This window comes from Gemmiger formicilis (assembly GCF_016900095.1).
Lineage (GTDB): Bacteria > Bacillota > Clostridia > Oscillospirales > Ruminococcaceae > Gemmiger > Gemmiger formicilis_A.
The window spans coordinates 1-8,942 of the sequence record NZ_JACJJP010000049.1; the positions used below are offsets into that span (position 1 = coordinate 1).

The 8,942-nt window shown below is 63.9% G+C and carries 10 protein-coding genes; 6 read left to right on the plus strand and 4 right to left on the minus strand.

Annotation, left to right across the window (positions count from 1 at the left end):
- Positions 1-122: 122 nt before the first annotated feature.
- Positions 123-1,055, minus strand: coding sequence for a nucleotidyltransferase family protein (locus H6B15_RS14645; protein ID WP_204648749.1), 933 nt, complete (start codon positions 1,053-1,055; stop codon positions 123-125).
- Between the two features lie 228 nt (positions 1,056-1,283).
- Between H6B15_RS14645 and H6B15_RS14650 the strand changes: the two genes are divergently transcribed.
- Positions 1,284-2,465, plus strand: coding sequence for a patatin-like phospholipase family protein (locus H6B15_RS14650; protein WP_243424440.1), 1,182 nt, complete (start codon positions 1,284-1,286; stop codon positions 2,463-2,465).
- A 66-nt stretch (positions 2,466-2,531) separates the two neighbouring features.
- Positions 2,532-4,127 carry a putative PEP-binding protein gene (locus tag H6B15_RS14655; RefSeq protein WP_204648751.1) on the plus strand — a complete coding sequence of 532 codons (1,596 nt, stop codon included), beginning with the start codon at positions 2,532-2,534 and terminating at the stop codon, positions 4,125-4,127.
- Between the two features lie 101 nt (positions 4,128-4,228).
- On the opposite strand, the gene H6B15_RS14660 is transcribed toward H6B15_RS14655, so the two are convergent.
- Together H6B15_RS14660 and prmA are read right to left on the minus strand one after the other, a co-directional pair.
- Positions 4,229-4,960 (minus strand): RsmE family RNA methyltransferase, encoded by a 732-nt coding sequence (locus tag H6B15_RS14660; RefSeq protein WP_204648752.1) that lies wholly within the window; start codon positions 4,958-4,960, stop codon positions 4,229-4,231.
- A gap of 3 nt (positions 4,961-4,963) precedes the next feature.
- Complete coding sequence (gene prmA / locus H6B15_RS14665; protein ID WP_204648753.1) at positions 4,964-5,881, minus strand: 50S ribosomal protein L11 methyltransferase; 918 nt, start codon at positions 5,879-5,881, stop codon at positions 4,964-4,966.
- Positions 5,882-5,953: 72 nt separating this feature from the next.
- On the opposite strand from prmA, the gene H6B15_RS14670 reads away from it, so the two are divergent.
- From H6B15_RS14670 to H6B15_RS14685, 4 genes are read left to right on the plus strand one after another with little or no spacing between them, the layout of a single operon-like run.
- The gene (locus H6B15_RS14670; protein ID WP_204648754.1) at positions 5,954-6,532 is read left to right on the plus strand and encodes a GNAT family N-acetyltransferase; all 579 of its coding nucleotides are present in this window, start codon (positions 5,954-5,956) and stop codon (positions 6,530-6,532) included.
- A 43-nt stretch (positions 6,533-6,575) separates the two neighbouring features.
- Positions 6,576-7,019: a SpoVA/SpoVAEb family sporulation membrane protein gene (locus H6B15_RS14675; protein WP_204648755.1), complete on the plus strand. Its 444-nt coding sequence runs from the start codon at positions 6,576-6,578 to the stop codon at positions 7,017-7,019.
- A 3-nt stretch (positions 7,020-7,022) separates the two neighbouring features.
- On the plus strand, positions 7,023-8,057 hold the full coding sequence (locus H6B15_RS14680) for a stage V sporulation protein AD (RefSeq protein ID WP_204648756.1): 1,035 nt from the start codon (positions 7,023-7,025) through the stop codon (positions 8,055-8,057).
- A complete protein-coding gene (locus tag H6B15_RS14685; RefSeq protein WP_204648757.1) occupies positions 8,054-8,410 on the plus strand; it encodes a SpoVA/SpoVAEb family sporulation membrane protein in 357 nt (118 codons plus the stop codon). Before H6B15_RS14680 ends, H6B15_RS14685 begins: the two co-directional genes overlap by 4 nt.
- Positions 8,411-8,478: 68 nt before the next feature.
- Here the strand turns inward: H6B15_RS14685 and rpsT are convergent, their stop codons facing one another.
- Positions 8,479-8,748, minus strand: coding sequence for a 30S ribosomal protein S20 (gene rpsT / locus H6B15_RS14690; RefSeq protein WP_204648758.1), 270 nt, complete (start codon positions 8,746-8,748; stop codon positions 8,479-8,481).
- Positions 8,749-8,942: the final 194 nt, after the last annotated feature.

Genomic DNA, 8,942 nt, shown 5'->3' on the forward strand with positions numbered 1-8,942 from the left:
TGGGCATAGCAAAACCTCCTCGTGTAGTTCTATTATCCTACACGGGGAGGTTTTTTGTCTATTGTCTACTTTTTACGGACCTGTTCAAAGTTCCTGCCGGGGCGGCGCTTTTTCTTTTATGCTCAGAACAGATGATCCTTGGGGTACAGCCCTTCCTCGCTCATCCGGCGCAGGGCCTCTACCAGTTCGGGTTTGTCCTCCCGGTAGGTGATGCCGTGCCAGCGGTCGGCACTGGTCAGCACCGTCACTTCGGCGGTGCCGTGCTCCAGGGCGGCGGTGACCACGCTGGGCAGATAGTACTCACACTTCAGTGGGTTCACCGGCAGGCTGGCCTGCAGGAAAGCGGCAAAGCCTTCCCGGGCACGGTCGAGAAAATCCGGGGTGAAGCCCCACAGATTCATGGACACCACCGCATCGGCGGGCAGATCGGTCCAGGAAGTGCCGTCGTCCTCGGTGTAGTGGATGCCGCCCTCATAGGTTTCGATGCGGGTGCGCTCGGTGACCTTGATCAGGCGGTTCTGCTCGTCCAGTTCGCACACCCCGCGGGAAACCGACCCGTTGGCACTCACCGTGTTGCCCAGCAGAAAGCCCACCATGGCCCAGGGGGCAGGGGAGCCGGGCTTGGCCTCGGCGCCGGCCAGATGATCGTAGATCAGCCGGAAGCCCTGGGGGCCGTAGTAGTCGTCGGCGTTGATGACCGCAAAGGGGGCGTCGATGACATCGGCGGCGGACAGAATGGCGTGGGCGGTGCCCCAGGGTTTCACACGGCCTTCCGGCGCGGTGAACCCGGCGGGCAGTTTGTCCAGCGTCTGGTAGGCGTAGCGCACCTCAAAGCCGGCTTTTTCGGCCCGGGCGCCCACGCTGGTGCGGAAGGCCTCGTCGATTTCCGGCTTGATGATGAACACCACGGTTTCAAATCCGGCGCGGCGGGCGTCATACAGGCTGTAATCCAGAATGGCCTCGCCGGCGGGGCCCACCGGGTCAATCTGCTTCAGGCCGCCGTACCGGCTGCCCATACCGGCCGCCATCACGGCCAGAATCGGTTTGCTGTTCATAAGGGTCCTCCCATCCTCAACGATAGTTTCTGGTATTTATTGTATACGCTTGTCCGTCCGGATGCAAGCGCCGCGCCGCAAAAAGAAAGAACGGTTAAATAACGGTAAATTGAGGCGAAAATCGATAGTATTTTTGACACAGACGTGCTATAATGTATACCAACCAAGCAAAGTGGTATTTTTATGCCTTCGGGCGATTGATTTCGGATCCATACGGAGGGGATGAAGATGGGCACACCCTGCAGGGGACTGGTTCTGGCCGGCGGCGGCGCCAAGGGCAGCTATCAGGTCGGCGCATACCGCGCGCTGAAGGAGCTGGGCTGGCAGCCCGACATCATCACCGGCACCAGCGTGGGATGCCTGAACGCGGCCCTGTTTGTGCTGGACAAAATCCCCGAAGCGGAAGAACTGTGGAAGAATCTGGACATCCACGGCGTGCTGGAAATGCCCGCGGGCAAAACCCCGGAGGAACTGCAGAACTTTCTGCTGGACACGGTGCGCAGCGGCGGGCTGGACCTGGAACCCCTGGGGGATGTGATCGACCGTTATCTGGACGAAGATGCCATCCGTGCCGCCAAGGTGCGGTACGGGCTGGTCATGACCGAGATGAACACCCTGAAGAGCATCCAGCTGCCCCTAGAACAGATCCCCCACGGACGGCTGAAAGAATACATGATGGCTTCCAGCGCCTGTTTTCCGGCGCTGCGGCCCCGCACCATCGACGGGGTCAAGTATATTGACGGCGGCTGGCGGGACAACATGCCCCTGTCCCTGGCCGCCAGCATGGGCGCCACCGAGCTGGTGGCGGTGGACATTGAAGGGGTGGGCTACAACAAGCCCAATCGCACCGGCCTGCCCACCCGGGTCATCCGCAGCCACTGGGACCTGGGCCCTATGTTTGACTTTGACGGGGTGCGGGCGGCGCGCAACATTGCCATCGGCTATCTGGACACCCTGCGGGTGTTCGGCCGGGTGGGTGGCACCGCTTACGCCCTTCTGCCCGACCCGGACGGCTTTCTGGCCAAGTTTGCGGCAGCCTACCAGCAGCAGCTTTCGGCGGCCATCTCCCGGGCGCCCACCCTGGCTTTGGCCGAAACCATGGCCCGCCAGCGCAAGGGATATCCGGCGCCTTTCTCCCGGAATCTGCTGGCCCCCACCCGGGGGGCCTCGGCGCCGTTGGAACTGGCCGCCGAGAAGATGAACGTACCCCCGGAAGAGCCCTACACCCCGCGCCTGCTGGCCTTGACCTTCCTGGGCAGCTTTGACCGCGACCCGGCCGACCGGTTCCGGGTTTTGCTGGGCATGGAGGAGGGTAACTCCATCGGCGAGGCCGCCATGGCCGCCGCCGCACCGGAAGACTTTGTCACGGCGCTGGTGTCCCGCACCTTGCAGGAAATGCATTTCTTCTGATTTTCCGGGATACCCGGTCCGGCGGTGCCGTTTCGCCGCTGTATACAGGAAAGGAGCGTGCAGCCTATGCGTACATTTACAGGAACCACCGCATCCGGCGGACTTACCATCGGCCCTGTGGCGCGGATTGACCGCGGCCTGATCGGGCTGCACCGGATTGTCAGCGATCCCTATCAGGAGCGGGCACTGTACGACGCCGCCATCGTGCTGGCCAAGGATGAACTGGCCCTGCTGCGCAAGCACGCTCAGGACCCCAAGGATGCGGACATTCTCCTGTTCCAGATGGCGCTGCTGGAGGATGAATCCTTCACCAACGAAATCGGGGATTACATCGCCGCGGGGGCGGGCAGCGCCGCCGCTGTGGAGCGGGCCGAGCGCATCTTTGCCGGCCGCATCAGCAACATTGACGACGATTACATCAAGGAACGCAGCGTGGACGTGTGCGATGCCTGCCGCCGGGTGGTGGATATCCTGGACGGCCGTTCCCGCCGCCCGCTGCAGCTGGACCGTCCCAGCATCCTGGCGGCGGACCTGTTCTATCCCAGCGACCTGTTCAGCCTGGACCGCAGCATGATACTGGGTCTTGTCTCCGACCGGGACAGTGTGACCAGCCACGCGGCCATCATGGCCCGGGGCATGGGGGTACCGGCCCTTTGCCGGCTGGGCGAGGGGGTTGCCAAGAGTGCCGAAGGCCACACGGTGGTGCTGGACGCGGAAAAGAGCAGCCTGATCGTGGACCCTACCCCCGAGCAGACCGAAGCGGCCCGCAAACGCATGGCCCAGCTGCAGCACCGCCGTCACCGCCCGGACCCGCTGGTCAACAAGCCCAACCGCACCCGGGATGGCACAACCTTTGTCATTCTGGGGTCGGCCAACTCCAGCGAACCCAGCGAAATCCGGGCCGCTTTGGACAACGGCGCTAACGGCGGCATCGGCCTGGTGCGCACCGAATCCATGATCCTGAACAATTTTGACGAGGAACGCCAGGTGGCCGAATACCGCAAACTGCTGGAAAGTGCCGAGGGCTGGCCGGTGGTGGTGCGTCTGTACGACCCCGGCGCCGACGACGGCGCCCCCTGGGTGCAGACGGTGCAGACCCTGGCCGCCCGGGATTCCCTGTACAAAACCCAGATGCGAGCCCTGCTCCGGGCCGGTGGGTCGGGGGTGCTGCGTGTGGTGGTGCCCATGATCTGCGGCGTGCAGGGCTGGGACGAGTGCATGCACAACTTTGAGGAGTGCAAGCGGGAATTGCGCCGGGAGGGCATCTCCTTTGACGAGGATCTGCCGGTGGGCTGCATGATCGAGGTGCCTGCCTCCGCCCTGGAAGTCAACGAGATCATCGAGCACGGCGCCAACTTCCTCTACATTGACCTGGACGATCTGGCCAACTTCATCTATGTGCAGCCCCAGAACGAGCGGGAAGAGCGCCGCAAGACCGACACAACGGTGGTCAAGCGGCTGGTGCAGGACGTGCTGGATGCCGCTGCGGCCCGCAACACCGATGTGACCCTGTGCGGCATTCCGCTGAACCAGCTGGATGCCATGCCCGGATACATGTACCTGGGGGCTCGCAGCTTCTGTGTGGAAAACGCCTGCCTGACCGAACTCAAGGCCAGTTTGCTGAAACTGGACCTGTCCCAGCAGCGCGGGCGGGAAGCCTGATCCCCGACAATTGAAAAATTGCGCCCTCTGCCGCATATATTGGCCCGGGGGGGCATGCAAAACGGGGGATGCCGTCCGGCATCCCCCGTCCTTTGTTTCTCTTATTCCAGATCCCCCGTCAGGGTCATCACCGCGGCCAGAGCGGCCAAGGGGGCCGTCTCGCACCGCAGGATGCGGGGCCCCAGCCCCACCGTCACCGCGCCCGCATCGGCGGCCAGGGCAGACTCCTCGGGGGCAAAACCGCCCTCACTGCCGGTGACCAGGGCTATGCGGGCGGCGTCGGGGGCGTCGGCCAGAACCTGCCGCAAAGACCGTCCGCCGCCCTCATAGAAAAACAGCACCAGGTCATATTGGCCGAACTGGGCGCAGACCGAAGCAAAATCCGGCAGCGGCATGCCCACCTCCGGAATCAGTCCCCGGCCGCATTGCTTGGCCGCTTCGGCGGCAATGCGGTTGTACCGCTCGTTCTTGGCCTCCTCCTTTTTGGGGGCGGCCACACAGTACCGGCTGAAAAAGGGTACCACCCGGGTCACGCCCAGCTCCACCCCGTGGCGGATGACCTCCTCCAGCTTGCCCTGCTTGGGGTAGGCAGCGTACAGGGTTACCTTGGTACGGGGTTCGGCGGTGCTGGGATAGCCCTCGCTCACCGTGAACACCACCCGGTCTCCCTCCATGCTCTCGATGCGGCCGGTGTATTCCAGGGCATCCGGCCCGCACAGAACCACCTCGTCCCCGATGCCCGCCCGCATCACATGCACCAGATGGTGGGCGTCGGTGCCGCTGAGCACCGCCCGGCCGTCGGCGACCTCCCGGGTAAAATAGCGGTGGGGCATCCCTCAGCCCTCCTTGCGGCAGACAATGCACACCCAGCCGCGCTTTTCGTGTACCTCAAAGGGGTCCAGCCCGGCGGCCCGCAGCCCTTCCAGCACCTCGTCCTTGCGGGTGTCGATGATGCCGGAAGCGATGAACACCGCGCCGGGGGCCATCAGGGCGGGCACATGGGGCGCCAGGGACAGAATGGCCGACGCCACAATGTTGGCGGTGATGATGTTGTACACGCCGCTGGCTTTGTCCGAAAGGTCACCCACCAGCACCTTGAACCGGTCCTGCACCCCGTTGCGCTGGGCGTTCTCCCCGGCGGTGCGCACGCACATGGGGTCGATGTCCACCCCCTCGGCCTGGGCGGCGCCCAGTTTCAGGGCCGCAATGGCCAGAATTCCCGACCCGGTGCCGATGTCCAGCATCCGCTCGCCGCCCCTGACGCGGGCGTCCAGCACCTCCAGGCACAGGGAGGTGGTCTCGTGGGTGCCGGTGCCGAAGGCCATGCCCGGGTCCATGGTGATCACGGTGCGGTCGGTCTGGTATTCCTCCCAGCCGGGCACAATGGCCAGCCGCTGGCCGATGTCCATGGCGTGATAGTATTTTTTCCAGGCGTTCTGCCAATCCTCCTGTTCCACACCGGTGGTGGAAAGGGTATACTCAATGCCGGAAGCATCCAGCCGCTCCCGGAACAGGGGCAGCACCTCGGCCAGGTTTTCGTCGGGGGCCAGGTACATGTGCACCTTCACAATGTCACGGGGCTGGTCCAGCAGATCCTGCTCAATCAGGTCCACATGGGCAATCTCCCAGGCCTGCTGTTCCAGGTCGCTGTAATCTTCAATATAAATGCCCCCGTTGGCCACCATGGTGGCAATGGCTTCGGCCGTGTCGGCGTACTTCTGGGGCACGGTGATGGTAATATCGGTCCACTCCATAATTCGGAATCCTCCTGCTCAAGATAGTTGTATTATACCGCATCCCACGCAGCTTGGAAAGGGGCGCTTTGTATGAACCTGCAGCTTTTGCCGCTGGACGCGGCACAGACGAAAGACGTGTATGACCGCTGGATGACAAAGGATTTTCCGCCGGAAGAGCTCAAACCCTACGACGGCATGGCCCGGATGATGGCGAAGGGCTGGTACGAACCGCTGGTCCTTTTGGACGGCACCACCGGTGCGTTGGCGGCCTACGCCTTCCAGACGGTGATGCCCGGGTGCCGCTGCGCCCTGCTGGACTACTTTGCGGTGCTGCCCGACCGGCGGGGCCACGGCACCGGCACGGCGGCGCTGAAAGCCTTGGCCGACCACTATGCGGGGCAAAGGGACGCCCTCATCATCGAGTGCGAGCACCCCGCCGAAGCCCCCGACCCGGCGGCGGCCCGACGGCGCATCGGGTTCTATCTGCGGGCGGGGGCCCGCGTCACCGCCATGGAAAGCCGGCTGTTTGGGGTGCGGTACCTGGTGTTGGCACTGCCCTGCGGCGGTCCCGTCACCGACGAGCAGGTGAATGCTGACCTGCGCCGCATCTACAAGCTCACGGTGCCGGAACCCTACTACCGCGGCAACGTAATATTTTACGGGGGCTGAGGGCATACTGGGAATATCCACCTTTTATAAAGGAAGTGTTCCCGTGAAACTGGACCCCAAAAGCTACGACAAGATGGTGCGGCAGGCCCTGCCTCACTCGCCCGTGGGCAAGGACTGCCTGTGGGCGTTCTTTGTGGGCGGCGGCATCTGCCTGGCGGGGGAGATGCTGCGCCAGACCTACCTCACCTGGTACGACGCCGAGATGGCCGGCACCCTGACCAGCATCACCCTGATTTTTACCTCGGCGGTGGCCACCCTCTTCGGCTGGTACCAGAAACTGGCCACCCGGGCAGGGGCGGGCACCCTGGTGCCCATCACCGGGTTTGCCAACTCGGTGGTCAGCCCGGCCATCGAGTTCAAGACCGAAGGCTGGGTCACCGGCATCGGCGCCCACATCTTCGGCATTGCGGGGCCGGTGCTGGCCTTTGGCACCCTGGCCAGCTGGGTGTGGGGCATCCTCTACTGGGCCATGAGCAAGGGAGGGTGAACCATGTCCATCCGTCGCAAAGATACCCTGGTGTTTGAAAAGCCTCCGGTCATTGCGGCCTGGGCCGCGGTGGGGGGCAAGCGGGAAGGGGAGGGCCCCCTGGCTGCCGGGTTTGACCTGCTGGTGGAGGACAGCTCCTTCGCCGCGGAAAACTGTTCCGGCTGGGAGAGCGCCGAAAGTATGCTGCAGACCAAGTGCGCCGAACTCTGCCTGCGCAAGGCGGGCATCTCGGCCCGGGAGGTTACCCTGGCCTTTGCCGGGGACCTGCAGGCCCAGTGCACCGCCAGCAACTACGCCATGCGGTGGCTGGGGGTGCCTTTTGCCGGGCTGTACGGCGCCTGCAGCACCATGGCCGAAGCCCTCTGTCTGAGCGCTGCCTTTGCGGGGGCGGGGTACAGCGAGCGCACCCTGGCCCTGACCAGCAGCCACTTCTGCGCCGCTGAACGGCAGTTCCGCACCCCGCTGACCTACGGCGGAAAGCGCACCACCACCGCCCAGTGGACGGCCACCGCCGCCGGGGCCTGCCTGCTGCGCCCGGCAGGGGCGGCGGGGGTGCCGGTGCTGTCGGTGACCTTCGGCCGGGTGCAGGACTACGGAGTGCACGACATCAACAATATGGGCGCGGCCATGATGCCGGCGGCGGCTTCCACCCTGCTGGCCTACTTCCACGCCTTTGACGCCACGCCCCAGGATTTCGACGCCATCCTCACCGGGGATCTGGGCAAGGTAGGCAGTGAGCTGCTCCGGACCCAGATGTACCGGGAAGGCTATGACCTATCCAACCATTGGGACTGCGGCTGCCTTTTGTATGACACCGACCGCCAGGAAGTGCAGGCCGGCGGCAGCGGGCCGGGATGCAGCGCCGCGGTGCTGTGTACAAGAGTACTGCCCCGGCTGCAGCGGGGAGAATGGAAGAGGGTGCTTTTTTTGTCCACCGGGGCGCTGATGAGCCAGACCACCTTTTTGCAGGGGGAAAGCATTCCCGGCATCGCCCACGCGGTGGAGCTGGGCACACCGAAAGGGGAGAAGGACGGATGAATTATCTGTGGGCATTTGTGATCGGCGGGGCCATCTGCGTGGTGGGCCAGCTGCTGCTGGATTATACCGCCCTGAGCCCCGCCCGCATCCTCACCGGGTATGTGGTGGCGGGGGTGATTCTCAGCGCGGCGGGACTGTACCAGCCCCTGGCCGACCTGGCCGGGGCGGGGGCCAGCGTGCCTCTGCTGGGGTTCGGACATCTGCTGGCCCAGGGGGTGCGCAGCGCCGTGGACGAAACCGGTCTGCCCGGCGCCTTCACTGGCGGATTGTGTGCCGCTTCCGGCGGGGTCACGGCCAGCCTGGTCTTTGCCCTGCTGGCCGCCCTGGCGGGCAAAAGCCGGGACCAGAGCTGAAAAACGGACAAACGAAAATTCCCGCCCCGGGGCCGAAGCCCTGAGGCGGGAATTGTTCTTGCTGGAAATTACTGCGCAGCGTTGACCTTGTTGTTGCGCTTGGCCATGCGGCTGACCTTACGGGAAGCAGTGTTCTTGTGAATGACACCCTTGCTCTTGGCGGAGTCAATAGCAGAGACGGCCGCGCGGATGACGGCGTCCTTGTCAGCAGCATTGCTGTCGATGGCAGCGTCTGCCTTCTTGATCACTGTTTTCAGGCTGGTCTTGATGGCCTTGTTGTGCATAGCCTCTTTCTTGGCCTGCACCACGCGGTCCTTCTGGGATTTAATGTTAGGCATTCGTTCCACCTCCTTGGTTGACCCATAACAGTACAAATTATACTAGCATATTTTTGGGCGTGTTGCAAGACCTTTTTTGAAATTTTTTGGCTCTTCCTTCCCGGTTTTCGGCGTTGATCTCAAAGGGCTGACGGGCGCCGGGGGTCAGCACCAGACGGCCGGTGACCGCAAAGCTGGTGTACAGACCGCACTTG

Bases quoted from the DNA above. Each gene is read 5' to 3' on its own strand.
- H6B15_RS14645 (WP_204648749.1), bottom strand. From the start codon at position 1,055: ATGAACAGCAAACCGATTCTGGCCGTGATGGCGGCCGGTATGGGCAGC.
- H6B15_RS14650 (WP_243424440.1), top strand. From the start codon at position 1,284: ATGGGCACACCCTGCAGGGGACTGGTTCTGGCCGGCGGCGGCGCCAAG.
- H6B15_RS14655 (WP_204648751.1), top strand. From the start codon at position 2,532: ATGCGTACATTTACAGGAACCACCGCATCCGGCGGACTTACCATCGGC.
- H6B15_RS14660 (WP_204648752.1), bottom strand. From the start codon at position 4,960: ATGCCCCACCGCTATTTTACCCGGGAGGTCGCCGACGGCCGGGCGGTG.
- prmA (WP_204648753.1), bottom strand. From the start codon at position 5,881: ATGGAGTGGACCGATATTACCATCACCGTGCCCCAGAAGTACGCCGAC.
- H6B15_RS14670 (WP_204648754.1), top strand. From the start codon at position 5,954: ATGAACCTGCAGCTTTTGCCGCTGGACGCGGCACAGACGAAAGACGTG.
- H6B15_RS14680 (WP_204648756.1), top strand. From the start codon at position 7,023: ATGTCCATCCGTCGCAAAGATACCCTGGTGTTTGAAAAGCCTCCGGTC.
- H6B15_RS14685 (WP_204648757.1), top strand. From the start codon at position 8,054: ATGAATTATCTGTGGGCATTTGTGATCGGCGGGGCCATCTGCGTGGTG.
- rpsT (WP_204648758.1), bottom strand. From the start codon at position 8,748: ATGCCTAACATTAAATCCCAGAAGGACCGCGTGGTGCAGGCCAAGAAA.